The 23491-nt window shown below is 75.2% G+C and carries 20 protein-coding genes; 4 read left to right on the forward strand and 16 right to left on the reverse strand.

What is annotated here, in order from left to right:
- Nucleotides 1-80 precede the first annotated feature (80 nt).
- From RM844_RS09305 to RM844_RS09315, 3 genes are read right to left on the reverse strand one after another with little or no spacing between them, the layout of a single operon-like run.
- The gene (locus tag RM844_RS09305) at nt 81-917 is read right to left on the reverse strand and encodes a maleylpyruvate isomerase family mycothiol-dependent enzyme (RefSeq protein WP_311666508.1); all 837 of its coding nucleotides are present in this window, start codon (nt 915-917) and stop codon (nt 81-83) included.
- Nucleotides 914-1759: a fumarylacetoacetate hydrolase family protein gene (locus tag RM844_RS09310; RefSeq protein WP_311666509.1), complete on the reverse strand. Its 846-nt coding sequence runs from the start codon at nt 1757-1759 to the stop codon at nt 914-916. Before RM844_RS09310 ends, RM844_RS09305 begins: the two co-directional genes overlap by 4 nt.
- Nucleotides 1756-2889 (reverse strand): cupin domain-containing protein, encoded by a 1134-nt coding sequence (locus RM844_RS09315; protein WP_311666510.1) that lies wholly within the window; start codon nt 2887-2889, stop codon nt 1756-1758. The genes RM844_RS09310 and RM844_RS09315 overlap by 4 nt, the downstream gene beginning before the upstream one ends.
- 449 nt (nt 2890-3338) lie before the next feature.
- Between RM844_RS09315 and RM844_RS09320 the strand changes: the two genes are divergently transcribed.
- The 4 genes from RM844_RS09320 (at nt 3339) to RM844_RS09335 (ending at nt 8469) form a co-directional block, all read left to right on the forward strand.
- A complete protein-coding gene (locus RM844_RS09320) occupies nt 3339-4577 on the forward strand; it encodes a flavin-dependent oxidoreductase (RefSeq protein WP_311666511.1) in 1239 nt (412 codons plus the stop codon).
- Nucleotides 4549-5418: an IclR family transcriptional regulator gene (locus RM844_RS09325; protein WP_311666512.1), complete on the forward strand. Its 870-nt coding sequence runs from the start codon at nt 4549-4551 to the stop codon at nt 5416-5418. The genes RM844_RS09320 and RM844_RS09325 overlap by 29 nt, the downstream gene beginning before the upstream one ends.
- Before the next feature lie 30 nt (nt 5419-5448).
- Nucleotides 5449-7596, forward strand: coding sequence for a bifunctional serine/threonine-protein kinase/ABC transporter substrate-binding protein (locus RM844_RS09330; RefSeq protein WP_311666513.1), 2148 nt, complete (start codon nt 5449-5451; stop codon nt 7594-7596).
- 72 nt (nt 7597-7668) lie between these two features.
- The gene (locus tag RM844_RS09335; protein ID WP_311666514.1) at nt 7669-8469 is read left to right on the forward strand and encodes a GNAT family N-acetyltransferase; all 801 of its coding nucleotides are present in this window, start codon (nt 7669-7671) and stop codon (nt 8467-8469) included.
- 51 nt (nt 8470-8520) lie between these two features.
- Here RM844_RS09335 and RM844_RS09340 read toward each other — a convergent pair whose 3' ends face one another.
- The 13 genes from RM844_RS09340 to RM844_RS09400 form a co-directional block, all read right to left on the reverse strand.
- The gene (locus RM844_RS09340) at nt 8521-10185 is read right to left on the reverse strand and encodes an MFS transporter (RefSeq protein WP_311666515.1); all 1665 of its coding nucleotides are present in this window, start codon (nt 10183-10185) and stop codon (nt 8521-8523) included.
- 485 nt (nt 10186-10670) lie between these two features.
- Complete coding sequence (locus RM844_RS09345; RefSeq protein WP_311666516.1) at nt 10671-11930, reverse strand: YcaO-like family protein; 1260 nt, start codon at nt 11928-11930, stop codon at nt 10671-10673.
- A gap of 507 nt (nt 11931-12437) precedes the next feature.
- Nucleotides 12438-13523 (reverse strand): glycoside hydrolase family 43 protein, encoded by a 1086-nt coding sequence (locus tag RM844_RS09350; protein WP_311666517.1) that lies wholly within the window; start codon nt 13521-13523, stop codon nt 12438-12440.
- Nucleotides 13524-13670: 147 nt separating this feature from the next.
- Nucleotides 13671-14777: a cytochrome P450 gene (locus RM844_RS09355; RefSeq protein WP_311666518.1), complete on the reverse strand. Its 1107-nt coding sequence runs from the start codon at nt 14775-14777 to the stop codon at nt 13671-13673.
- Nucleotides 14770-16152 (reverse strand): FAD-binding oxidoreductase, encoded by a 1383-nt coding sequence (locus RM844_RS09360; protein WP_311666519.1) that lies wholly within the window; start codon nt 16150-16152, stop codon nt 14770-14772. The genes RM844_RS09355 and RM844_RS09360 overlap by 8 nt, the downstream gene beginning before the upstream one ends.
- Nucleotides 16116-16850, reverse strand: a complete 735-nt coding sequence (locus RM844_RS09365) for a hypothetical protein (protein ID WP_311666520.1) — start codon at nt 16848-16850, stop codon at nt 16116-16118. Before RM844_RS09365 ends, RM844_RS09360 begins: the two co-directional genes overlap by 37 nt.
- Nucleotides 16847-17734 carry an ABC transporter ATP-binding protein gene (locus RM844_RS09370; protein WP_311666521.1) on the reverse strand — a complete coding sequence of 296 codons (888 nt, stop codon included), beginning with the start codon at nt 17732-17734 and terminating at the stop codon, nt 16847-16849. The genes RM844_RS09365 and RM844_RS09370 overlap by 4 nt, the downstream gene beginning before the upstream one ends.
- A complete protein-coding gene (locus RM844_RS09375; RefSeq protein WP_311666522.1) occupies nt 17731-18315 on the reverse strand; it encodes a CPBP family intramembrane glutamic endopeptidase in 585 nt (194 codons plus the stop codon). The genes RM844_RS09370 and RM844_RS09375 overlap by 4 nt, the downstream gene beginning before the upstream one ends.
- Nucleotides 18312-19148: a SagB/ThcOx family dehydrogenase gene (locus RM844_RS09380; RefSeq protein ID WP_311666523.1), complete on the reverse strand. Its 837-nt coding sequence runs from the start codon at nt 19146-19148 to the stop codon at nt 18312-18314. Before RM844_RS09380 ends, RM844_RS09375 begins: the two co-directional genes overlap by 4 nt.
- A 15-nt stretch (nt 19149-19163) precedes the next feature.
- Entirely contained in the window at nt 19164-20504 is a 1341-nt protein-coding gene (locus RM844_RS09385) for a YcaO-like family protein (protein WP_311666524.1), read from the reverse strand.
- An 8-nt stretch (nt 20505-20512) separates the two neighbouring features.
- The gene (locus RM844_RS09390) at nt 20513-21826 is read right to left on the reverse strand and encodes a YcaO-like family protein (RefSeq protein WP_311666525.1); all 1314 of its coding nucleotides are present in this window, start codon (nt 21824-21826) and stop codon (nt 20513-20515) included.
- The gene (locus RM844_RS09395) at nt 21823-22791 is read right to left on the reverse strand and encodes a TOMM precursor leader peptide-binding protein (RefSeq protein ID WP_311666526.1); all 969 of its coding nucleotides are present in this window, start codon (nt 22789-22791) and stop codon (nt 21823-21825) included. Before RM844_RS09395 ends, RM844_RS09390 begins: the two co-directional genes overlap by 4 nt.
- 156 nt (nt 22792-22947) lie before the next feature.
- On the reverse strand, nt 22948-23121 hold the full coding sequence (locus RM844_RS09400; RefSeq protein WP_311666527.1) for a hypothetical protein: 174 nt from the start codon (nt 23119-23121) through the stop codon (nt 22948-22950).
- Nucleotides 23122-23491: the final 370 nt, after the last annotated feature.

Genomic DNA, 23491 nt, shown 5'->3' on the forward strand with positions numbered 1-23491 from the left:
ACGTAGGCGTTTCGCAGCAGGAGCGACGACCGGCTGGGCGTTCGCCAGCGAACCCCCGCGGTGGCGCGGGGGTTCGTGGGTCAGAGCCAGCGGGGGAGGGGTGGCGGGTCGGGGGTGGGGTGGCGCAGGTGGTGGGGGCCGCGGCCGAGGAGCCAGCGGACCAGGTCGGCCTGGCGGCCGGCGACCGTCGGGCCGGTGCCGTCGCCCACCACCAGGGGCGCGGCCCGGTCGTCGGCCGCCAGTGTCAGCGCCGGCGGTTCGCCGCGCCGCCGCCAGGCGCCGACCGCGTCGGCCGCCAGCCGGTCCAGCAGGTCCGGCGGGAACGCGCCGAAGCCGGCGCCGGTGGCCAGGTCGACGGCGTGCACCCAGACCTCCCTGGTCCGCATCCAGGCCGTCTCGGCGGCCGGCACGGTCCGCCCCTGCGCGGTGACCACCTCGGCCGTCCAGGCGGCCGACGGCAGGTCGCGCCAGGCCACGTCCAGGTGGGTCGCGCTGTGCGCGAAGAGCGCGCGCAGCGCCCGGGGCGGCAGGCTCGCGCCGTACTCGATCTCCCGCGCCCGTTGTTCGGGCGAGGCGTACATCGGGTGCGGCTCCCCGGTCTCGGCCCAGGCGCAGAGCCGGGTCAACGCCCGGGCGTTGTAGCCGACATGGGCGACCAGCGCGGCCCGGCTCCAGCCCGGCAGCAGGCTCGGCCCGGCCAGCTCGGCGTCGCTGATCCCGGCCAGTTGCCGGGCCAGGAAGGCGGTGCCGAGCCGGGCCAGCGCCAGTTCGGCGTGCGGCGCCCCGGGGGCGTCGGTGCGCAGCCCCGGGCCCTGCCGGCGCCGCAACTCGGCCCGGGCGGCGGCCAGTTCGTCGAACGCCTGGCCGGTCGCCCCGGCCCCGGCCCCCGTCGCCCCGACCCCGGTCGGGCTGGTCATGCCGGGGTCGCGGCCGTGGCCACCGGCTCGGCGACCGTCGGGTTGCGCAGCGTGCCGAGCCCCTCGACCGTGGTGGTCAGGGTCTGACCGGGCGTCAGGTAGCGGGCCGGCTTGCGCGCGTGGCCGACGCCGCCCGGCGTGCCGGTGGCGATCACGTCGCCGGGCCGCAGCGTCAGGATGGTGGACAGGTAGGCGATCAGCTCGGCCGGGTCGAAGACCAGGTCGTCGGTGGCCGCGCGCTGCACCTCCTCGCCGTCCACCGCCGTCACCAGCGCCGGGCCCGGGGTGAACTCGTCCGGGGTGACCAGCTCGGGCCCGAACGGGGTGCTCGCCTCGAAGGACTTGCCCGGCAGCCACTGGAGCGTCCGGTACTGCCAGTCCCGCATGGTGACGTCGTTGAGCACCGCGTAGCCGGCGATCGCGGCCCGCGCCGCCGCCGGGTCGGCGCGCCGCACCGTGCTGCCGACCACCACGGCCAACTCGCCCTCCCAGTCGATCTGGTCGGACTCCGGCGGCAGCAGCACCGGGTCGTTGGGGCCGACCAGCGCCTCCGGGTACTTGGTGAACACGGTGGGCGCGGTGGGCAGTTCGCGGCCCATCTCCAGGATGTGGCCGCGGTAGTTGAGCCCCACGCACAGGATCTTCCCCGGGTGCGGGACCACCGGAGCCAGGTCCACGTCGGCGTAGGCGCGTTGTGGTCCCTCGGCGGTCCGCGCCCGGTCCAGCGCGCCGGCCCGCAGCAGCGCCCCCACGTCCTCGTACGCCAGCTCGGTGACGGTCTCGCCGGTCACTCGCACCGCCCTGGTGCCGCCCTCGGGCAGCCGGATCGTCGCCAGCCTCATCGGTTCTCTCCCTCTACGTGCGTACGCGCGAAGCCAAGCCGTTCCATCACCGGCGCGTCGGAGAAACGGAACAGGTCAAGGGTGGAGCCGCCCTCGGTGCCGGACTCGGCCCCGACCGACCAGGGCACCCAGGAGGGCACCACGAACAGGTCGCCCTGCTCCACGGTGTGTTCGACGCCGTCCAGCACCACCCGGCCGCGCCCCTGGAAGACCTGGAAGACGCTGGAGCCCACCTCTCGGCGGGTGGCCGTCTCGGCCCCGAGTCGCAGCCGGTGGAACTCGGTCCTGATGGTGGGCAGCACGTCGCCGCCGGTGGTCGGGTTGACGTAGCGGATCGCCGCGTGCCCCTGCCCCACCGTCGCCGGGTGCCCCTCCTCCTCCAGCAGCAGCTGCTCGGTCAGCGCCCGGTCGGTGTGCTCCCACCGGTAGGCGGCGATGGGGGAGGCGACGGTGTCGGCGAGCCCGGTCAGCGGGCGCAGCCCGGGGTGGCACCAGAGCCGCTCGGCGCGCGAGTGGCGGGGCGTCGCGTAGTCGGTGACCCGGTCCGAGCCGAACTCGAAGAAGCCGACGTCGGTGTAGTGCGAGAACGGGATGTCCAGCCCGTCCAGCCAGGCCATCGGCCGGTCGGTCTCGTTGTGGTGGCCGTGGAACTGCCAGCCGGGGGTGAGCAGCAGGTCGCCGCGGCTCATCCGCACCGGGTCGCCGTCCACCACCGTCCACACGCCCTCGCCCTCCACCACGAAGCGGAACGCGTTCTGCGCGTGCCGGTGCTCCGGGGCGGTCTCCCGGGGCCCGAGGTACTGGATCGCCGCCCAGAGCGTGGGTGTGGCGTAGGCGTGGCCGGCCAGCCCGGGGTTGGCCAGCGCGATGGCCCGGCGCTCGCCGCCCCGGCCGACCGGCACCAGCTCGCCGGCCCGCGCGGCCAGCGGGTGCAGCGTGCCCCAGCGCCAGACGTGCGGCCGGGCCCGGGGGGCGGGGCTCATCGGCATCAGCTCGCCCAGCTGGGTCCACAGGGGGATCAGGTGCTCGGCGTCGAAGTCCGCGTAGAGCCGCCTGAGTTCGGGTGAGTCCTCGGCCGTCATGGGGTTGCCGACCGACGCGTGGTCGGTGGGTCGCTCGTCCACGGTCATGAGCCCTTCCTTTCTCGCGCTGCCTGGCGCGCCGCCGTCCGGCGGGGCGGTGCGCGGCCGTCCGGCTGCGGTGTGCTGCCGTCCGGCGGGTGTCGCCCGCCGGGGCGGGACGGGCCACCGGCGGCCGACCGGCCACACCCTAGGAGCGGTCTTCGGGCGGTCCGGTGCCGCCGGCCACGGGATTCTGCTCCGTGGAATGGCGCTCAGCGGAACGCGTCCGGGCCTTGGCGTTTCGTAGTTCCGCATAGCAGAATCGCAGGTGGGGCGCCGGGCATCCCGCCGGCCGGCGTTCCTAGGGTTCCGGTCCCAGAGACGGGTCACGGGTGTGGCCGGCGAACGGGCGGCGGAGCGCCGCCCCGGCGGCCACCCGACGGCCCAGCGGGCGGCCGGGACCACGGCCGGCACCGAGCGGCCGGAGTGACGGCCACGGAGAAAGGCACGGCAAGCAGATGAACGTTCTCGTCGTCGGCGCGGGGATCGGCGGACTCACCCTCGCCCTGGAGCTGCACCGGGCCGGCGTGCCCTGCCGGGTGCTGGAGGCGGTGCCCGAGCTGGCGCCCATCGGCGCCGGCGTCAACCTGCTGCCGCACGCGGTCCGGGTGCTGGACCGGCTGGGGGTGGCGGGGCCGCTGGCGGCGGCCGGCGTCGAGACCGCCGAGTCGGTCTTCTTCAACCGCTTCGGCCAGCTCTGCTACCGCGAGCCGCTCGGCCGGCACGCCGGCTACGCCCACCCGCAGCTGTCCATGCACCGCGGCGACGTGCAGCTCGGCCTGCTGGCCGCCGTCCGGGACCGGCTCGGCGCCGACGCGGTCGCACTCGGCCGCCGGGTGGTCGAGGTCAGCGACGACGGGCGGCGGGTCACCGCCACCGTCGAGGACGCCGCCACCGGCGCCCGCACCACCGAGACCGCCACCGTCCTGGTCGCCTGCGACGGCATCCACTCCGCCGTCCGCGCCCAGCTCTACCCGGCGGAGGGCGCGCCCCGCTACTCCGGCGTCACCATGTGGCGCGGGGTCACCCCCTGGCAGCCGTTCCTCAGCGGCGCCAGCATGGTCAGGGCCGGCTGGCTGACCTCGGGAAAGATGGTCATCTACCCGGTCAGGAACGCCGTCAACGCGGCCGGTGACCAGCTGGTCAACTGGGTCGCCGAGGTGGAGCGCCCCCGGGACACCACCCGCGACTGGAACCGCGTTGGCCGGCTGGACGACTTCCTGGACGTCTTCGCCGACTGGCACTTCGACTGGCTGGACGTGCCCGCGCTGATCCAGGGCGCCGAGACCGTCCTGGAGTACCCCATGGTCGACCAGGACCCGCTGCCCCGCTGGACCTTCGACGGGGTCACCCTGCTCGGTGACGCCGCCCACCCCATGGTGCCGCGCGGCTCCAACGGCGCCGGCCAGGCCATCCTCGACGCCCGGGCGCTCGGCGAGGCGCTGGCCGCCACCCCGGCCGACCCGCGCGGAGCGCTCCTCGCCTATGAGGCCGAACGCCTGCCGGCCACCACCCAGGTGGTGATGACCAACCGCGTGCAGCCGCCGGACACCATCCTCAAGGAGGTCCACGACCGCACCGGGGACCGGCCCTTCGAACGGATCGAGGACGTCATCAGCCAGGAGGAGATGGCCGCGATCTCCGACCACTACAAGAGAGTCGCCGCATATGACAAGGATCTCGTCAACCGCCCCTGACGACCGCGCCACCGGTCGCCCCGCCGGCCGGGCCGGGCCCGTCCGGGGCGGCCCGCCGGCCGGCTGGCCGGCCACCCCGCCGCCCTACAGCCTGGCCTCGGTGGACAACGCGCTGCGGCTGATCCACGCCCTGGACGAACGGGGCGAGCTGCGCGTCTTCGAGGCCGCCGAACTGCTGGGCGTGGCCCGTTCCACCGCGCACCGGCTGCTGTCCACCCTCACCTTCCGCGGTTTCGCCACCCAGCGCGGGGACAGCCACGTCTACCGGCCGGGCCCGGCCCTGGTGGACGCCGGGCTGCGCGCGCTCGGCCGGCTCGACCTGCGGCAGGTCGCCAGGCCGCAGCTGCGGGCGCTCTCCGAGGACACCGGGGAGACCGTCCACCTGGTGGTGCTGGAGGGCAACGGCGCCCGGTTCGTGGACGGCGTGGAGTCCCCCCAGCCGCTGCGGGTCGGGCTGCGGGTGGGCATGGTGCTGCCCGCGCACGCCACCGCCGCCGGCAAGTCGATCCTCGCCGCGCTGCCACCCGAGCGGGTCCGCGACCTCTACCCGCGCGGCGTGCAGGCGCTGACCGACCGCACCCTCGGCAGCCTGGACGACATCCAGCGCCACCTGACCACCGTCGCGCAGACCGGCTACGCCACCAACCACGGCGAGAGCGCCGACGACGTGGCCGCGGTCGGGGTCGTCATCCGCGACCAGGCCAGGCAGCCGGTCGGCGGGCTGGCGCTGGCCGCGCCGGCCGAACGCCTGCTGCCGCCCCGCATCCCGCTGATCGCCCAGCGGATGCACCGCGCCGCGCACACCATCAGCGGCCACCTGGTGCCGGGCAACACGCTGTAGTCGGCCAGGGGAGTGGGTAGGGAAGCCGGCATGGCATACCAGCGATTACAGCCAGGCGACCCGGACCGGGTGGGGCGCTACCAGGTCCTGGCGCGGCTCGGCGCCGGCGCCATGGGACGGGTCTACCTGGCCCGCTCGCCGGGCGGCCGACCGGTGGCGGTGAAGGTCGTGCGCCCCGAGGTGGCCGAGGACCCGGCGTTCCGCGCCCGGTTCGCCCGCGAGGTCACCGCGGTGCGCCGGGTCAACGGCTTCTTCACCGCCGGGGTGGTGGACGCCGACCCGACGGCCGACCCGCCGTGGCTGGCCACCGCGTACGTGCCGGGGCTGCCGCTCGGCGAGGCCGTCGCCGCGCACGGGCCCTGGCCGGAGGCGCCGCTGCGGGCGCTGGGCGCGGCGCTGGCCGAGGCGCTCGGCGCGATCCACGCCGCCGGCGTCGTGCACCGGGACCTCAAGCCGTCGAACGTGCTGTTGGCCGGCGACGGGCCGCGGGTGATCGACTTCGGCATCGCGCTGGACGTCGCCGGTCCGGCGCTGACCGGAACCGGCTCGGCGGTGGGCACGCCCGGGTTCATCGCGCCCGAGCAGCTGCGGGGCAGGGGGGCCCGCCCAGCCAGCGACGTGTTCGCCCTCGGGGCGGTGCTGGCGCACACCGCGACCGGGGCCGGCCCGTTCGGCTCCGGGCTGGTGCACGAGGTCAACTTCCGGGCCGCGTTCGAGCCGGCGGAGCTGGGCGGGGTGCCGGCCGGCCTGCGGGACCTGGTCGGCCGGTGCCTGGCGAAGGAGCCGGAGCGGCGGCCGGACGTGGCGGAGCTGGTGGACCGGCTGGGCGCCGACCCCCGGGGGCTGGCCGCCCTCGACTGGCTGCCGGCGCCGGTCGCTCACGCGGTCCGGGAGCGCGCCGAGCCGCCCCCGGCGGAGCCGCCGTCCCCGGCCGTCCCGCCCCCGCCGGTCAGCCCGCCGTCCCCGTCCTCGTCGCCGGCCGGGGCGTTTGGCCTCTCGCGGCGCCGTGCGCTCGCCGTGGCCGGGGGGTTGGTGGGGGCCGCCGGCATCGGCGCGCTCTCCTATGTCCTCGCCACCTCGGGGGACGGCGCCGGCCCCAGCGACGGCGACGGCCAGAGCAAGGGTGGCGCCCGCACCGTGCGGATCGCCGTCCAGGCCCCGTTGAGCGGCGACGGCGGCGCCGTGGGCGCGGACCTGGTGGCGGGCGTACGGCTGGCCGTCGAGCTGGCCAACGCCGCCGGCACGTACCCGCACCTACGGTGGGAGGTGCGGGAGATCGACGACCTGGGCCAGGCCGACACCGCCGTCGAGGCGGCGCGGACGGCGGTCGAGGACGACCGGGTGCTCGCGGTGGTCGGCCCGGCCTACACCAACACGGCGCGCGCGGCCGGCCCGCACTACGCGGCGGCCGGCCTGGTCGCGGTGACCCCGCTGGCCACCGGCCCGGACCTGGCCGAGCCCGGCACGGCCGCCGCCGTCCTGCGCGGCGTCCCGAGCGACCGGCAGACCGGCGCGGCCATCGGCGACCTCCTCGCCGGGAGCCCGGCCGGAGCCACGGCGGTGGTCGTCGACGGCACCCGGTACGGCGTGGATTTGGCGGAGGCGGCGGCGGAACGGCTGCCGGCCCCGGCCCGGGCGGCGGTGCCGCCGGTCGCCGACGCGGCGCTGGTCGTCACCGGGAGCGGCGCGGCGTCCGTCGTCTTCGGCGGCGAACTGGACCAGGCCGGCGAGCTGGCCCGGGCGCTGGCGGACGAGGGCTTCACCGGCGCCCTGGTCGGCGGGGACGCGTTGATGGGCCGCCGGTTCCTCAGCGACTGGTCGGACGTCTCCGAGGGGTGGTACCTGGTCTCCCACCGTTTCGACCCCACGGTCAACGAGCGGGGCCGGCGGTTCGCCGAGCGGTTCCGGGAGGCGCTGGGCCAGTCGCCCGGCCACTACACGGCCCGGGTGTTCGACCTGGCCACCCTGGTCATCGAGGCGGTGGGCGCGCTGGACGGGGAGCCGGACCGGGCGGCGGTGCGCGCGGCGGTCGCCGCCCACCGGCACGAGGGGGTCACCGGCCTGGTCGCCTTCGACGCGGACGGCGAGTACGCCGGCGCGGGCCCGCAGCTGTTCCGGGTGCGGGACGGCGGCTTCGCGCCGCTCGGCCCGGTCGCCGAGCACCGGCTGGAGTCGTGACCCGCGGGGCCCGCCCGCTGGGCTCGCGGAAAACGGCGGGCGGGGCGGTGCGCGCCGTCCTAGGGTGCGGGGATGACCGACGACGCCCCCGTTCCCGAGCCGGCGGCCGAACTGCCGCGGCTGACCGCCTTCCTGGCCGGCTTCGCCCGGCGCCAGGCCCCCGTGGTCCGTGAACTGCCCTGTGGATTCGTGGTGTTGGACGAGGAACTGCGGCACTCGCGGGCCGACAACCAGGTCTTCGTCGACCGGCCGCCGGCCGAGCCGGCGGCGCTGCCCGAGCTGGCCGACGGGGCCCTGGCCGGGTTGCCGCACCGGCTGCTGACCGTGCTGGACGACGGGGTGGCCCGGGCGGCCGCGCCGGCCCTGGCGGCGGCCGGCTACGAGCAGACCGTGGACGTGCTGATGGTCCACCGGGGCCCGGTGCCCGCGCCGGGCCCCGGGCCCCGGCGTGCCGCGGAAGTGGACCTGGCGGCCCTGCGCGGCCCGTTGACCCGCCGCTGGCGCGGCTTCCTGCCGGACGCCGACGAGGAGACCGTCCGCCAGCTCGTCGAGCGCCGGAACGCCCGCCATCGGGGCGCGCCCGCCGTGCGGTTCATCGGTTCCCCGGCCGCGGACGGGGCGGTCGCCTCCTGGGCCGACCTCTATCTCGACCCGGCCGCCGGGCTGGCGCAGATCGAGGACGTGCTCACCGCCGAGGCCCACCTCGGGCACGGTCACGGCACCGCGGTGCTGACCGAGGCGCTGCGCCAGGCCGCCGCCGCCGGCTGTCCCACCCGCTTCCTGATCGCCGAGGCCGACGACTGGCCACGGCACTGGTACCGGCGGCTCGGCTTCCGCCAGGTGGGCCGGATCCACACCTTCGAACGCGGCTGAGCCGGCCCGGTGGCGAGCCCCGCCGGGGCGCGCCACCGAGCAGCGCGCCGGTCAGGCGCGTCCGCGCACCGCGGCCTCGCCCGCCGGGCGGTCGGCCAGGGCTCCCAGGTCGCCCGGGGCGGCGTCACCACCAGCTCCAGTGCCCGCGACGCCGCCAGCACCCGGGTCGCCGTCCCCGCCATCGCCCGCCGGCGCCGGCGCGCCGATCGGCGGCACCTCGCGCAGCCCACGCAGCGCCAGCACGCCGACCACCAGCACCAGCCCGGCGCTGACCAGTGTCGCCACTCCGGAGCCCGAGACGAACGCCTCCCTGGCCACGGCCAGCAGCGGGTCGGCCACCGCGGCGGGCGCCTCCTCGGCGACCGCGACCGCCCCCGCCAGGCTGTCCTCGGCGAACTCGGCCGCCTCCGGCGGAAGTTGCGCCGGGCTGCCGCCGGACATCTCCGCCCGGTAGATCGCCGCGCCGATGCTGCCCAGCACCGCGATGCCCAGTGCCATGCCCAGTTCGGAGGCCGTCTCGGAGAGCGAGGACGCCGCCCCCGCCTTCTCCGGTGGCGCCGAGCCCAGCACCAGGTCGGTGCCCAGCACCATCGCCGGCGACAGGCCGAGCGTCCCCACCAGCAGGCCGGTCACCGTCCAGGCCAGCGAGCCGGCGTCCACCGACATCACCAGGTAGCCCACGGCGGCCAGCCCGAACCCGGCCGCCATCAGCCGGCCCGGCGGTATCCGGCGGGCCAGCACCGGCGCCAGCGCCGAGCCGACGATGACCCCAGCCGTCATCGGCAGCATCCACAGCCCGGCCCGCAGCGTCGAGAACCCCTGCACCATCTGGAGGCTCTGGACGAAGTAGAGCAACACCCCGCCCGTGGTGAAGGTGGTGGCCAGCAGCAGCGTCAACGCGGCGCGGAACGCCCGGTTCCGGAACAGCGCGAGGTCCATCAGCGGCGCGGCCAGCGCGCGTTGCCGGCGCACGAAGAACAGCCCCATCAGCGCGCCGAAGGTCAGCGCGGCCAGCGGCACCGGCGCCAGCCCGTCCTTGGCCAGCTCCTTGATCCCGTAGATCAGCGGGATCATCGTGGCCAGCGACTGCGCCACACTGACCGGGTCCAGCCGGCCCGGCCGGTCGTCCCGGAACTCCGGCAGCAGCAGCGGCGCGGCCACCAGCAGGAGCACCATCACCGGCACGCCCAGCAGGAAGACCGAGCCCCACCAGAACCGCTCCAGCATCGCCCCACCGAGCACCGGCCCCACGGCGGCGCCGCCCGAGAAACACATGATCCACACCCCCACGGCCAGCGAACGCTGCCTGGGGTCCTTGAACATGTTGCTGATCAGCGCCAACGTACTGGGCATCAGGGTGGCCCCCGCCACGCCCAGCAGCGCCCGCATCGCGATCAGCATCCCGGGCGAGGTGGCGTAGGCCGCCGCCACCGAGGCGGCGCCGAACGCCGTCGCCCCCAGCAACAGCAGCTTCCGCCGGCCGATCCGGTCGCCCAGCGTGCCCATGGTCACCAGGAAGCCGGCGATCATGAAGCCGTACACATCGAGAATCCACAGCAACTCGTTGCTGCTCGCCCCGAGATCCGCGCTCAGCTGCGGCGCGGCCAGGTGCAGCACGCTGATGTCCAGCGCCAACAGCAGCGTCGGCAGCGCGAGTACCCCCAGCCCGATCCACTCCCGCGCCCCCGCCTTCACGGTGGCGTCCTCGACCGTCATCGCCCGGTCCTCCCCTTCGTTCACCCTCGTTCTCACGCCAGGGGCGCGAGAAGTGACCTGGCGGAGCGCAGATCCCGTCTAGCGACCCGGGGCGCGGCCGCGCCCCCCGCCGCGTGACCGGACGCGGGGGCCCGGCCGGCGGGTCGGGCGCCGGGGGTAGGCGCCGGGCTGGCCGGGGTGGGGGGTCGGTGCGGTGGGTGGGAGGTTGGGGCGGGGAGATGGCGGCGGGGCGCGGGTGCGGTGGCCCGGGTCAGCCGGGACAACCCCGAGGCGACCGGGGCCCGTTGACGCCGTGCGGCCCGGCCACCGGCGAGGTCGCCCGGAGCCGGGCCGAGACGGGCGCGGGCACCGCGCCGGCTCCCCGCCGGGCCCGCCCGGGCGGCCACCGGGACGCGGCGGGCACCGGGACGCGGCGGGCCCCGGTGTGGGCCTACCGCGTCCACGCGTTGGGCTGGCGCCCCGCCGCCCGGACCGTGGGCCCCGTGCTACCCGGAGGTGGCGTCCAGCCGGACCTGGCCGGGGGTGCCGGCCAGGTCGGCCCGGTCCGCTTGGTCCGCCTGCCCGTCGTCGGCCGCGGGCAGCCGCCGCGCGCCGGGGACCGCGACATGGATCACGGACAGGTGCGGGCTCGTGTACCGCGCCCAGCTCCAGGCGGTGAGCCCGGCCTGGCCCAACCGGCCCAGCAGCGCCGCCAGATGCGCCTCGGGGGTGGCCGGCGCCTCAGCGTCGAGGAACGGCACGTGCCGGGCGACGCGCAGCGCCGGCGCCAGGTCGAACCGGGGGCAGCGCACCGGGCCGGGGCGGCGGGCGGCCGGCGGCCTGGCCACCAACACCGCCTGGCTGGCGATCAGTTCGTGCAACGCGCGCTCCACCGCCAGATACGGCGACAGCGAGGCGCCCAGGCCACGCAGCCGGTCGGGGGCGCCCGGCGGGGATGGCGTCCAGGCCCAGTAGGCGGGGATCCCGGTCTCGGCGGTGATCTCCAACAGCGCCACCCGCTGCCCCAGGCGTTCCTCCGCGCCGCGCAGCAGGGCGGACAGCGGGCACGGCAGCGACCGCGGCTCCAGCACCCGCAGCGGCGCGGCCCCGGCCGGGCCGAGCCGCTCGGTCAGCACCCGCGCGGCCGCGTCCCGCTCGACGACCTGGGTGAGGGCGTGCACCGTCGCCTCCTCCGGGGTGCAGCCGGCGGCCCAGCCGACCGGGGACGCGTAGCGGCGCACCGTCCGGTAGCCGTGCTGGTCGCCGAGCGCGGCGCGGGCCGGGGCGGCGAGGTCCAGGTAGTCGGGGGTGGCGAGGAAGACCGGCAGGTCGAGCAGGTCCACGCCGGTCAGCGAGCGGTAGGGGAGGCAGAGCAGCGGGGCGTCCGGTTCGTCGCGCAGCCGCGCGACGGCCTGGTCCCTGGCCGGCTCGCCGATGGGCAGCGCGTGCGCCTGCCGCAGCCGGGTGCCTGGCCAGTCGGGCACGTCGCCGCTGAGGTGGTGGGCCAGCGCGGCGAAGAGCGCGCCCACCCGGGCCGGGCCCTCGGCGCCCTTGCCGTGGCCCTCGCCCAGCCGGGCCGGGGTGCCGTGCCGGCGCAGCACGCAGCGCCAGGCGTCGGGCTCCGTCTCGGGGACCGGGGTGTGCCGGGCGGCCAGCCCCAACTCGTCGGCGGCGGCCAGGCCGTGCAGCCAGGCCCGCTCGACGCTGTGGGTGCGTTCACCGAACTGCTGGCCCGCCGCACGGCCAGGGGTGGCGGAGTCGAGCACGAACGAGGGCCTCTCTCGGGGGTTGATGAGGATGGGGGTGGCCCGACGCGGCCGGGGTTCGGCGAGCAGAGGACCGCGTCGGGCCGGTCCTTGGGTGGGCGGTGGTCAGGGGCCCCCGCCGCCCGGCGACCGGCACGCCCGTTCGGAGGCGCTCGGCCAGGGGGCGGCGGGGGCTCCACGCGCGGTCGTCGCGGGGCCCGGGACCGAGGCGTGCCGCACGCCCATGGGAACGCCTCCTCGCCCGGTCGGATGACCGCGTCACGCCGACGACGCGCTGTCATCGGCTCGCTACCCATGGTCGCACCGCCGGCGGGTGGCGGCGCCGGAGGTCACGCGATCCAGCGAGCGCGCGATCCCGGCGCGCGCCCTTCGCGCGCGGGGCGGCTCCCAGGTGTGGGGGCGTGCGCGGCGGGTGGGGCCGCCCTTCGGCGCACGGCCCCACCGGTCGTCGGGGGTGCCGCCCGGGGTCCCCCGTGGGGGTGATCCCGGGGTGCCGGCGCGCGCCGGCTACTCCCCGGCCGGTCCGGGTAGTTCCACGCCCTCGGCCACCGGGCTGCCCAGGTCGGGCGTGCCGTCCGGGTGCCAGCCCACCGGCTGGGCGCGGGAGGTGCGGGTGCCGCCGCACCCGTCGGTGGGGGAGGAGTTGGCGTGGTAGACGATCCAGGTCTCGGAGCCGTCGGGGGAGTCGAAGAAGCCGTTGTGGCCGGGGCCGAAGACGCCGGCCGCGTCGTCCCGTTGCAGGATCGGCTCGGGGTGCTTCACCCAGGCCGCCGGGTCCAGCGGGTCGCCGACCAGCTCCAGCAGGCCGAGCTTGTAGTCCGGGGTGTCGCAGTGCGAGGCCGAGTAGACCAGGAAGGTGCGGCCGTCGTTGCGCAGGATCACCGGCGCCTCGTTGACCGAGCCGCCCTGCTGCTCCCAGGCGTGGGTCGGGGTGGAGATCCGCGTCCCGGGGCCGGCCGGGGTCCAGGGGTTGGTCATCGCGGCGGCGTAGAGGTTCTGGGTGCCTCCCTCCCAGAAGGAGTACAGGAGGTACAGTTCGCCGTCCGGGGTGGTGAGGTAACTGCTGTCGATCATCCACCGGTTGTCGCCGTACGGGTCGATCTGCCCCCGGTAGGTGTAGGGGCCGAGCGGGTCGTCGCCGGCGCTCTCCAGCACGTGGACGTGCTGGTGGTCGATGTTCTCGGCGATCCCGGCCGAGTAGGTCAGGTACCAGCGGGGTCCGTTCGGCCCGTCCAGGCGGTGCAGTTCGGGGGCCCAGAAGTTGCAGCAGCGGCTGGGGTCGTCCTCGGTGTAGACGGTGACCGGCTCGGCGGAGCGCAGCCCTGCGAGGGTGTCGGCGACCCGCATCTCCCAGTGTGAGGCCCAGGTGGTGCCGAGGTGGTAGTAGCGCCCCTCGTGCTGGACGATCCAGGGGTCGGCGGCGTTCTCGGTGACGATGGGGTTGGTGAAGGCGGCGGCCGGCGCCGGGCCGGCGGTCTCGGGTCGGGCCTGGGCGGGCCCGCCCAGGTGCAGGACCAGCAGCGCGCAGCCGAGCAGGGCGGCGGTCAGCGCGCCCAGCGGTCGGCCCCGGCGCGTGGGGTGGGGGGTGGTCATCGCGGCTCCCGTGGGGGTGTTCGAGCTGTCGAACCAACTCCGGTATTCCGGACGACGCGAGGGTAGGTGGGACCCGCCGGCCGGTCCAGGTCGAAATCCGGCCCATCTCCCACGGGCCCGTGGCGGGTCCACGGCTCCGCCTCCCCGTCACCAGGTGACGGGGAGTTCCCACAGGCCGCCACTGATCAGGTCGGTGCGCGGCCGCAGCCGTCCGACGGGGACCGCGAGCGCGAGTCCGGGGAAGCGGGTCGCGAGCAGGCCGAGCAGCACCCGCAGCTCCAACCGGGCCAGCGGGGCGCCGACGCAGGAGAACGGCCCGTGCCCGAAGCCGAGGTGCGGGTTGGGACTCCGAGCCGGATCGAGATCGGCCGGGCAGGAGAACTCCCGGGGGTCCAGGTTCGCCTCGTCCACCGCGAGCAGCACCAGCTCACCGCCGTCGACCGGTTGCCCCGCGATGGTCAGCCCGGTGTTGGCGTAGCGGGGCAGCAGCCGCGCGGTGTCCCGGCCGCCGCCGGGGAAGGGCAGCCGCATCAACTCCTCGACCAGTGTGCCGAGATGCTCCTCGGGCGGCAGTCCGGCCAGCCGGTCGGGACGGGAGAGCAACAGCACCAGCGCCTTGTCGATGGCGGTGCTGGTGGTCAGATGGCCGGCCAGGAACAGCTCGGCGGCCAGCCCGGCCGCCCGCTCGGTGTGCTCCCTGACCAGCGCCGAGAGCAGGTCGGCCGCGTCGTCAGGACCACCGCGTCGGGCGGCCAGCACCGCCATGTAACGGCAGAGCCGGACATAGGCCTCCCTGGCCCGCTCCCCACCGTCCCGGGACGCGGCCTGCCCGGACCAGGCGACCAACTGCTCCCGGTGCCGGTCGGGCACGCCGAGCAGCTCGCAGATCACCATCGCGGGCAGTGGCTGGGAGACGACGCCGTGGAAGTCCGCCGGGCGTTCGGCGCGTTCCAGCGCGGCCAGCCGGTCCTCCACGAGCTGGGTCACCCGGGGCTGGAGCGCGCGCATTCGGGAGGCCGAGAGCGAGCGGGTGAAGGTGCGGCGCAGCCGCCGGTGGTCGGCACGCTCGGTGTCGGAGGCGGCCCGCGGCTGGTCGAAGGCCGCCGACCGGGAGAACCTGGACGCCGACTCCGGGCGCGGATGCGTGCGGCCCAGCCGATCGTCGGTGAGCAGGGACCTGACCGTCCGGTAGCCGGTGACCAGCCAGGCCGGGTCGCCGGTCCCGGTGGTCACCCGCTGGATGGCGTCAGCCAACGCCGTCTCCTTCCGGGGGAATGTTGTGGTTGAGGTGGAAGACGTTCTCCGGGTCGTGGCGCCGTTTCACCTCGACCAGCCGGTCGTAGTGGGCCGGCGTGAAGGCGGTCCGGGTGCGGCCGGGGTCGGACAGGAAGTTCAGGAACGTCCCGCCGGTCGCGTGCGGCGCCAACCGCCCCGCCAACGCGGCGAGTTCGCCGGCCGCGCCGACCGGCGCCTCGACCAGCACCGAGAACCGGGTGTCGCGGTGGCCGGCCGGCCCCGGCGGGACTGGCGGCCGGGCGATCGCCCCACCCCAGAGCCGGATCTCCACCACGCCGGAGCGCGCCTGGGCCCACGCCACCAGCGCGTCGAGCACGGGATCGGGCAACGCCCGGAAGAGGTCCACGTGTTGCAGCCGGGCCGTCGGTGGCGTCGTGCCCACGCCCAGCGCGGCGACCGGCAGCCGGCGGAAGCCGCCGAGCAGCGGCCGGCCGGCCTCGGCCAGCAGCGGGCGCAGCTGCCGCCGGGCCGCCGCGTCGCTGGTGAGGAAGAGACCCCGGACCGCGACCACGGGACGGCCCCGCAACTCCTCGGGGACGGCCGGCGTGGCCGGCTGCCGGTACAGCACGACGCCCACGGTGGCCGTCTCGTCGAAGGCGGAGACCAGCTCCCGGTAGCGCCGCAGGATGCCCGCCGCGTGCCGCAGGTCGTAGACCGCGAAGCCGCCGTATCCGTCGACGACCGGGTGCAGCCGCAGCTCCAGCGCCGTCAGCACGCCGAAGTTGCCGCCGCCGCCGCGCAGCGCCCAGTGCAGGTCGGGGTGTTCGTCCGGGCTGGCGGTGAGGGTGTCGGCGGTGCTGGTGACCAGGTCGGCGGCGAGCAGGCCGTCGGCGGCCAGGCCGTGGGCCCGGGACAGCCAGCCGATGCCGCCGCCGAGCACGAAGCCGGTGACCCCGACCTCGCCGCTGCCGGCCACCGGCGTCAGGCCGTGCGGCCGGGCGGCCGCCACCACCTGGGCCATGCGGACCCCGGGGCCGACCCTGACGGAGTGGCGCTCCGGCCGGACGGTGATCTCGGACAGGCCGCCGGTGAGCAGCAACAGCCCGCCATCGCAAGGGAGTTCGGTGCCGTGTCCGGTGGACTGCGGGGCCAGTGGCAGGCCGTGTGTCCGGGCCACCGCGACGGCGGTCGGCACCTCGGCGGCGGAGTGCGGGCGGAAGACCACCGCTGGGCGTGGATCGAGTCGGCGGTTCCACGGCAGCCGCAGGGCGTCGTACCGGGCGTCGCCCGGCACGGCCACCTCGCCCTCGGTGGTCGCGCGCAGGGCCTTCGCCGCCGCCCGGCCGGCGGCTCCGCTCAGTATGTCTCCCCCTCGTCCCGCTGGTGGATCCACCTGGCCAGCAGGAACGCGGCGCCGGACCACCCGGCGGCCACCGCGAGCCGTGGCAGCGCGGCCAGCGGAGCGCCGTCGGACAGTTCCACGGCGACCCCCTGGATGGCCTGGAGCGGCAGCAGGAAGTCGAACGTGTCGAGGAACTCGGGCCGCAGGCCGCGGGACCAGACCCCCGCCGTCCAGGTGGTGGTGAGGTAGATGACCGTCATCAGGGCGGGCGCGAACCTGGGGTGGGCGACGCCGCCGATGCAGGCGGCGATCGGCGCGAACACCAGGGCGGCGACCGGGACCGCGATGACGGTCCTGAGTATCTCCCGGGCGCTGTGGTCCAGTTCGAACCTGATCGTGCCGACGGACAGCAGCAGGGTGGCCGCGAGCGAGCCGACCAGCACCACCAGGATCAGCCGGGCCAGGAACGTGATCCACAGCGGCACCGGCAGGGTGCGCACGTAGACGGACCACAGCTCGACCCGCTCGGTGGAGGCACGGATGGCGAACTGGAACAGGGTCACCCCGAGGACGGCCAGGATGACGAAGGTCAGCGTCATCTCCGGCCGTTGGGCCGGATCGATGAACCGGGAGAGCATCACGTAGTAGAAGGACGTCATCGCCACCGTGAACAGCGACACGTACCAGAACCGCACCGTGGTGATCAGGTCGGTCCGCAGGAAGGCGTTGACCTGCCGTACCGTGCTCATCGGGACCCACCGCCCAGGGCCAGGCAGACCTCTTCGACGGTCGGGCGCCGCTGCACCACCGGGCCGTCCACGACGGTCGTCAGCCGCCGCACCACGGACTCGGGTGTGCGGGTGATGAGCACCGTCCGGTCCGCCTGATGGCTGACGAAGGACACGTCGGTGAGCGGCAGATCGGTGGTGCGCGGCACCTCAAGCGCGGTGACCCCGGTGGTCCGCGCCAGCTGGGTGACCTCGCTGTCCGCCCGCAGCCGGCCGCCGACCAGCACCAGCACCCGTTCGGTCAGCGCCGACACCTCACGGAAGTCGTGCGAGGCCAGCAGGAGGGTGCCGCCGGCGGCGCAGTACTCGTTGACCAGGTCCCAGACGGCCAGCCGGCTCTGCCCGTCAAGGCTCACCGTCGGCTCGTCGAGCACCAACAGTTCCGGCTCCCCGAGGAAGGCCAACAGCAGTGTGAGCCGCCGGTGTTGGCCAAGCGAGAGGCCGCCGACCAGGCTGTTGGTCAGGGGGCCCAGATCGAGCCGTTCGATCAGCTCCACCGGTTCGGCCGCGCCCTTGCAGTCGCGGACGAACCGGATGATCTCCCGCACCCGCAGCCGGTCGGGCGCGGCGCTGGCCTGGGGCACGTAGCCGACCCGGCGGCGGGCCCGGTGGTCGCCCGGTGGACGCTCGAACAGGTAGCAGTGCCCGCTGGTCGGCCGGCTCAGGCCGAGCGCCAGCCGCAGCAGGGTGGACTTCCCGGCGCCGTTGCGGCCGAGGACCGCGACCCGCTCACCGGCCCCGACGGTGATGTCCAGGTCGTCCACGGCGGTGTGCTGCCCGTAGCGTTTCGTCACCCGGTCGAGCAGCAGGGGCAGGCGCGTCGGGGCGGGGGTGGTCTCGGTCATGTTCGCCGTCCTGTCTGGGACCGCCGGCCGGCCATCGCGGTGGCCAGCAGCAGATTGTGCGCGGCATGGCTGGCCACGGCGGCGGCCAGGCCGCCGAGGGCGAGGTAACTCGCCGCGAAGGTCACTCCGTTGAGGCAGTTGGCCAGCATCCCGCGCAGCCCCTGGTGGACATGGGAGAGGCCGAACGCGAGGCTGGAGACGCCGACCGCGAACAGCGCGCCGAACGCCACGTACAGCACCAGCAGCACGCCGCCGCGCCACAGCGCCTCCTCGGCGATCACCCGGGCGACGATCCGGGCCCGGCCGGTGGTCGGCCGGGCCAGCCCCACCCGCACCGCCCGCAGCCGCCGCGCCAACCGACGTGGGCTGCCCTTGGCGGCCAGGAGCAGGCAGCTCACCGCCCCCAGCACCAGCGCGCCGACCAGCCGCAGCGGGGTGCCGACCCAGCCGTGCCCACCGAACAGTGGCGGCTTGTCGGCCGGCAGCGCCGCGTGGAGCAGCAGCGCCGCCCCGACGGCGAGCGCGGCCGCGCCGGCCGTGCGCGCCCCCGAGGGCCGCCGGGTCGCACTCGGCTGGCTCATTCGGGCAGCCCGAGGAACACCGCGTTGAGGAACGACTCGTCCACCCCGTCGATCTCGCAGAGCCGCTCCACCACGTCGTCGTAGAGCCCGGCGAAGGGGACCACTCCCCAGCCGAAGCTCTGTGCCACCAGCGTCAGTTGCTGGATGACGGCGCCGGCCTCCAGCAGCGCGAACCGGTAGCCGCGCAGCCGGTACTTGAACCGGTTGCGCCAGAACAGGCCGTTGATCAGCACGATCGCCGGCGCGGCGGCGACCAGGTCGGGCTGGGCGCCCAGCTCCCGGAGTTCCTCCGTGGTGACCTCGGCGCGGACCTCCTCCAGCACGTGGTCGTGCACGTAGTAGTGGTACAGCCCCTTGCGCCCGCTGCCGGTGACGTCCGCGACCAGGTACAGCTCAAGCGGGTACAGCCCACCGCCGGAGGCGACCGGCCGGCGGTGTGCCGGGGAGTCGGGAATCCGGTCCTGGTAGGCGCCGTAGCTCAACCAGAGGGCACGGCCGAGCTGTTCGACCGGCAGCGGCTGGGGCGCGAAGTCCCGGCAGGACGGCCGGCGGATCAGGGCGGGCGCCGCCTGCTGCTCGTGCTCCGGGTCCACCGGGGCCAGCGGCAGCCTCGGCAGGTGCGGCAGTTCCCGCGCGCCGATCGCGGAGCTGCGCCGCAGCACCTCGTCGGACTCCAGCCGTTGGCGGGTCACCGCCCGGCCCATGGTGCCCCGGTAGAACTTCGACGCCTCGTGGTAGTCCTCGGCGAGGTCCCCCTCGGGCGGCTCGTCGTCGGTCAGGAACTCCCAGTAGCGAGGAGTGAACACCGGAAGGTTGATCTGCGCATCGGGCATGGGGACGGCAACTCCTCACGGAAAGGGGTGGGGCACGTGGTTGAGGTCGGCGAGTTCCGGCTGGTCCGGCCGCCAGCCCCGGCGGGTCGGCTCGTTCCGCAGCCGCTCATTGGTGAGGTGGCGGGCCTCGTGGTCGCTGTCGAGGGGGATCAGCTGCGGGGAGACGACCTTGTAGGTGAACATCCCGGTGGCCGCCCCCTCGGCGGGGGTGAGATCGACCGCGTACAGGTCGACGCCCCGCCCGCCCAGGTGTGCCACCACGCGCCGCAGCACCTCGGGACGGGGGCCGGTCAGCCACTCCGGGGGCTCGGCCGGGACCGGCCGGGCCGGCCGGTCCGCGAAGAGGAAGCCGAGTTCGGCCTGGTTCCGGCTGTCCATGTAGTAGAGCGGGTGCTCGACGAAGGTCCGCACCTCATCGGCGCGCAGTTCCCGGTAGCGCCCCGCCAACAGCTCCCGGCGCTGTAGGGAGTAGAAGCCCAGTGCCTCCTTGATCGCGCGCCAGACCGCCTCGGTCACACTGCCCGCGGTGCCCGCGCCGACCCCGTACTGGACGTTGCCGGCCGCCGCGCCCCGCACGATCGCGAACACCGTGGGAACGCCGTGCACCTCGGTCAGGTCGATCAGCCGGTACTCCAGCCGGCAGCCGGTGAGCGCGGCGGCCAGCCGGCCACCGAGCCGGGAGGCCGGATCGACCGTCAGGTGCGAGAAGGCCAGCCGGTGGTACCACAGCAGCATGAAGGCGTCCCGTTCCAACAGCTCGAACAGGCCGGCCAGGCACGCCCCGCTGGGGCTGGTGGCGGTCGCCGCGCCGTTGGAGGTGGCGCAGTACCAGTGGCCCTCGTCGCTGGCCCGGTTCGAGGCGTCGTCGCCGAACATGACGCAGTAGCGGGCGGGCAGCAGGACGGTGGCGCCGGTTCCCAGGCTCACCCCGTCGACCCACTGGATGGGCTGGTCGTCCGCCGGCAGTGTGCCGAACGAGCCCTGCCGGACCGCGTCGGCGGGCAGCGAGAGCAGGTCCGTCGGTGACAGGTGGGCGGTGCCGGCGCCGCGGAGTTCCGCGACCGAGGCGTAGCGGGTCCTGGTGTCGTCGAGGTCGAGCAGGCCGTACCGCTCGTACGCCTCGCACAGCGCGCCGGCCCGCAGCGCCGTCGGGTCGCTGTCGTAGCCGCGCCCGTTGTAGGAGGCGACCGAGCCCAGCGCCCGGACGTCGATGTCGTTGACGGTCAGGAAGCCCATCCGGGCCTCGCCCGGGCCCCGCAGGCCGACATAGGGCCGACCGCACAACCCGACCACGTCGCCGACCAGCTGTTCGTGCCGGGGCGACGGGTCCCGGGAGGAAACTGTTGTCTGGGACACCGGGGCTCCTAGGGGAACGGATGGGGGGCGTGGTTGAGCTGGTCCAGGCCGGGCTGGTCGGGCCGCCAGCCGCGCCGGGTCGGCTCGGTGAGCAGCCGTGGGCGGTTGAGATGGCGGACCTGGTGGTGGAAGTCCAGCGGGATCAGGTCCGGCGAGACGACCTTGTAGGAGTGGAGGCCGGACGGCGCGCCCACCGGGGTGAGGTCCACCGCGTAGCTGCGGATGTCGTCCTCCCGCAGCCGGCTGGTCAGGCGGCGCAGCGCGTCGGCGGCCGGCGGCGGGTCGGTGGCGCGCGGCACCGGCACCGGCGGGCCGTCCCGTTCGGCCAGCAGGAAGTCGAGTTCACGCTGGTGCGCCGGGTCGGCGTAGTAGCGGAGGTGGTCCTCGAACCTGGCGACCCGTTCGGGGGTGAGCCGGCGGGCCCGGCCGTGGACGGTCTCGCCGCGCGCCAGGGTGTAGAGGCCGGCCACCTCGCGGGCGGCCTTCCACACCGCCGTCGTCAGGTCCAGTCCGGCGCTGCCACCGATCGCGAAGACCGGCTCGCCCCGGGAGTTCCCGCGGGCGACGGCCACCACGACCGGCACTCCGTGCACCTCGGTCAGGTCGAGGAACCGCACCTCGACCCGCGCCCGGCCGAACATGCCGTCGATCCGCTGTCCCAACCTGGTGTGCGGATCGATCCGCAGGAAGGGGAACCGCAGCCGGTGGTACCACATCAGCATGAACGCGTCGCGTTCGACCAGTTCCAACAGGCCCGACAGGCAGGCCTCGACCGGACTGGTGCCGGCGGCCGTGCCGTTCGACGTGGGCAGGCACCAGGGCGCCTCGCCGTGCTCCCGGCCGCAGCCGTCGCAGCCGTGCTCCAGGTAGATGCAGTACATGGCGGGGACGAACACCGGGTCGCCGGTGACCAGGTCCTGGGCCGGCAGCCACCGGATCGGGGTGTCCCCGGCGGGCGGCGGGCGCAGCCGCGCGGTCGCCTCGCCCGGTTCGTGGACCGCCGCCAACTCGGCCGGCGACAGGAAGCGTTCGCCCTGGCTGGCCAGCTCGGCCGGGGAGGCGGTGCGGGTCCTGGTGTCGTCCAGGTCGCGCAGCCCGTAACGCTCGAACGCCTCACCGACGGCGGCGGCCACCGCCACGTCCCGGTGGGTGTCCCGCCCGACGCCGCAGTACCACGACACCCCGCTGCCGAACGCCTGCGCGTGGGTGACGTCGGCGCAGAAGATCCGCCCCACCGCGGGCTCCTCCGGTGGGCAGCGGGCCGACCCCAGCCGACCGGCCAGGCTGACGAACGGGCCGGTCAGTTCCTCCAACGTGGTCACGGTCGCGCCGCCGTGTCCTCGGTGGCGAAGTACTCCGACCAGAGCGTCGGCCTGGCCACCGCCGCCCCGGGGCGACAGGACGCGCAGCGGGGGACCCGGAGCACCAGCTCGGTGCCGACCTGGAGCCCGCGGTCGAAGGTGACGGTGCGCAGCGCGCCCGGCACGTACGGGTTGGCGCGGACCTCCCAGTCGTGCAGCATGGTCACGGCGATCCCGGCGAGCACCGTGGTCAGCGCCTTGGAGGTCAGCGGCGCCGGGTCCAGCGGGCGCAGGTCGAGGTAGTCGGGGCCGAGCGGGTGGCGGGCGGCGCGCCGCCGGCGGTAGCACTCGAAGCAGGGGCTCTCCTTCGGGTACACGTGGGGGCCGACCACGGCGACCTGGCCGTCGAAGTGACTGATGGGAAGCCACGGCTGGCCGTTGTGGTACGCGGTCTCGTTCCACTCCGCGAGCTTCTCGTCGTGCGGGTCGGTCACCCAGACCACGGTGCAGACCCCGTCCGGGGTGGCGACCCCGGTGATCTCGCTCAGCGACGTCGCCGTCACCTGCCAGTGCGGCGGCGCCAGTTGGGCGACGGCGGCCACCTCGTCGGGCTCGCCCACCACCCGCGTCGTGGTGATGTGCCGGTGGACGCCGGTGCCCTCGGGGACCACGGGGGAGCCCAGCAGCCTGGCGTCCGCCCGGTCCTGTTCGCCCTGCTCGGCTTCGAGCAGCAGGCCGTCGATCACCAGGCGGTGACCGAGCTGGAGCACGGCCGGCCGGAGCCGGTCGCCGCCGACCTCGTCGGCCACCGTGTCGAGAGAGCGATGCCCGTCGATCAAGGGCAGCATCCGGCGAAGGAGGAGGGTGGCGTTGCCGTCGTAGCGGCGGATGCTGCCGGCGGCGCTGAGCACCGCCGACCGCCCCTGGTAGGAGCAGGCCAGACCCGGTGCGAGGCGCAGCACCGTCTTCCCCGTGAGAGCTGTCATGCGCGGTCTCCGTTATGCCGAACCAGGGAAACCCCTGAGAACCTACGTCGATTTACTACCGACGGCGCCCAGCCGCCGTCGGTAGCCGGACCGCTCAGCGGTCCAGTCGTCGCCGGGGTGCTCTGGGTGCACCACCGGCGCGCGTGGGGTGGCCGCCTAGCAGCGGCCGCCGAAGCAGCCACAGGTCAGACAGCCGCCGGACCCTTCGGCCGGCACCGCGAACGCGGCGGCGCCATCGCTGACCTCGGTCACCGAGAGATCGAAGACGTCGATCTCGCTCAGGTCGACAGCGTCCTTCTCCAGGATGTCGTCCCTTTCCATGTTCTTCACCTCCTCAACTGTGTGGAGAGCCGCCGTAATGTCCGTTTCTGGGCGGCTTGTTGGTTACTCAACTCCGCCGTGCGGAAAACCCGTGAAGGGATTGGGGAGTTGGTGGCCAGACCTTACGTGAGAGAGCGGCATATGACTAGCCCGGCCATTTGGTTAATCGCGTTCGACGGGTATTCGACAGTTATTCGAAGTCCTGGGGGTGGCGCTTGCCAGTGTCGTTTGAACGTTTTAACGACGGGGTCGGGTCCGGGGGAAATCGCTGGTGGGGCGGCATGAAATCGTTGTCGCACGGGGGTGCTTGGTCGGGGTGTCGGCCTGGCTGGCGAGCGGCTGTGGCCATCCGGTGCGCATTGGTCCAGGCCTTCCTGGC

This window comes from Streptomyces chisholmiae, assembly GCF_031845445.1.
In the GTDB taxonomy this organism is placed as follows: Bacteria; Actinomycetota; Actinomycetes; order Streptomycetales; family Streptomycetaceae; genus Streptomyces; species Streptomyces chisholmiae.

Coding starts and splice junctions, on each gene's coding strand:
- RM844_RS09305 (WP_311666508.1), bottom strand. CDS start 917: ATGACCAGCCCGACCGGGGTCGGGGCGACGGGGGCCGGGGCCGGGGCG.
- RM844_RS09310 (WP_311666509.1), bottom strand. CDS start 1,759: ATGAGGCTGGCGACGATCCGGCTGCCCGAGGGCGGCACCAGGGCGGTG.
- RM844_RS09315 (WP_311666510.1), bottom strand. CDS start 2,889: ATGACCGTGGACGAGCGACCCACCGACCACGCGTCGGTCGGCAACCCC.
- RM844_RS09320 (WP_311666511.1), top strand. CDS start 3,339: ATGAACGTTCTCGTCGTCGGCGCGGGGATCGGCGGACTCACCCTCGCC.
- RM844_RS09325 (WP_311666512.1), top strand. CDS start 4,549: ATGACAAGGATCTCGTCAACCGCCCCTGACGACCGCGCCACCGGTCGC.
- RM844_RS09330 (WP_311666513.1), top strand. CDS start 5,449: ATGGCATACCAGCGATTACAGCCAGGCGACCCGGACCGGGTGGGGCGC.
- RM844_RS09335 (WP_311666514.1), top strand. CDS start 7,669: ATGACCGACGACGCCCCCGTTCCCGAGCCGGCGGCCGAACTGCCGCGG.
- RM844_RS09340 (WP_311666515.1), bottom strand. CDS start 10,185: ATGACGGTCGAGGACGCCACCGTGAAGGCGGGGGCGCGGGAGTGGATC.
- RM844_RS09350 (WP_311666517.1), bottom strand. CDS start 13,523: ATGACCACCCCCCACCCCACGCGCCGGGGCCGACCGCTGGGCGCGCTG.
- RM844_RS09365 (WP_311666520.1), bottom strand. CDS start 16,850: ATGAGCACGGTACGGCAGGTCAACGCCTTCCTGCGGACCGACCTGATC.
- RM844_RS09370 (WP_311666521.1), bottom strand. CDS start 17,734: ATGACCGAGACCACCCCCGCCCCGACGCGCCTGCCCCTGCTGCTCGAC.
- RM844_RS09375 (WP_311666522.1), bottom strand. CDS start 18,315: ATGAGCCAGCCGAGTGCGACCCGGCGGCCCTCGGGGGCGCGCACGGCC.
- RM844_RS09380 (WP_311666523.1), bottom strand. CDS start 19,148: ATGCCCGATGCGCAGATCAACCTTCCGGTGTTCACTCCTCGCTACTGG.
- RM844_RS09395 (WP_311666526.1), bottom strand. CDS start 22,791: ATGACAGCTCTCACGGGGAAGACGGTGCTGCGCCTCGCACCGGGTCTG.